Consider the following 1,276-nt stretch of genomic DNA (forward strand, 5'->3'; position numbering starts at 1 on the left):
TATATAGCCGGGAACAAGTTCGGCGCCTTTGCCGCCAGGAAAAAGAAACTAGACGGCATCGTCTTGCCCATCTGGTACGTGCTTACGGCCACGCCCTACATGTGGCTCGGTATACTTCTGGCCTGGTTCTTTGGGGTCGCGCTAGACGTTCTTCCCATAGCGGGCGCCTACAGTTTTTCAATGGTCCCCAACTGGAGCTGGACCTTCATCTGGGATTTCCTGAAGCACTGGATACTTCCCTTCAGCTCTCTCTTTCTTGTGCAATTTGGAGGCTGGGCCATCGGAATGCGTAACATGATCATCTACGAACTCGAGGCCGAGTATTCCAGGTACCTTGAATCTCTGGGTGCCTCGGGAAGACTGGTCAGACAGTATGCCTATAAGAACGCGGTTCTTCCTCAGATCACGGGACTGGCTCTCCAGCTAGGTGTCATAGTTGCCGGGGCTCTTGCTACCGAAGTCGTCTTTTCATACCCCGGCATCGGACATCTTCTAAAGGAAGCGATAATGAATCAAGATTACTTCCTAATACAGGGCTGTTTTCTGTTCATAATCGTCGGCGTGTTGTTGGCTAACATCATTCTGGATATCGCGTATATAATGATCGATCCGAGAATCAGGCACACGGCAGAAGGAGAGACTGTATGAAGACAAAGAATGAATTTCTATACTTCGCCCTGAGGAACGGACGTCTGAAGGTCGGCTTTTTCATACTGATGATCTTCATCTTACTGGCGATCTTCGGACCTCTCTTCGCGAAGTATGGACCGCTCGATTATGCGGGGCCAGGTTACCACCCTCCTTCAAAAGAGTTCTGGTTAGGGACCACAACCTTCGGGCAGGATGTTTTCTCGCAGACGGTTTACGGGCTGAGGTCAACCTTCCTGGTCGGATTGGTTGCCGGAGGTCTCGCTACGCTTCTGGGAGTCCTAATCGGCTTCGTAGCCGGCTACCATGGAGGCATGATCGACGAGCTGCTCAACATGTTGACCAATGTGGTAACCGTGATACCGACGCTAGCCCTCCTTCTAATTGTTGCGGCTTATCTGCCTTACAGGGGAATACTCGTCCAGAGCATATTTATAGGGCTCACCTCCTGGCCGTGGGCGGCGAGAGCGATAAGGGCCCAGACGTTCACTTTGAGAACGAGGGACTTTGTGGACCTCGCAAGAATCACTGGCATGAAACCCTTGAGGATAATCTTTGGGGAGATCGCTCCAAACATGATGTCCTATCTCTTCATGACGTTCATACTCCAGTTCGGAGGCGCCATTCT

Annotated in this window: 2 protein-coding genes; both read left to right on the forward strand. The window is 51.5% G+C overall.

All coding sequences use genetic code 11. The features are described from left to right. A partial coding sequence (locus BG32_RS10420; RefSeq protein WP_147434952.1) for an ABC transporter permease occupies positions 1-648 on the forward strand: 648 nt, incomplete at its 5' end. Then, positions 645-1,276, forward strand: a 632-nt coding sequence (locus tag BG32_RS10425; protein ID WP_147434953.1) for an ABC transporter permease, incomplete at its 3' end; no start/stop codon positions are given. The genes BG32_RS10420 and BG32_RS10425, both read left to right, overlap by 4 nt.

Source organism: Mesotoga sp. HF07.pep.5.2.highcov (assembly GCF_003666285.1).
Lineage (GTDB): Bacteria > Thermotogota > Thermotogae > Petrotogales > Kosmotogaceae > Mesotoga > Mesotoga prima.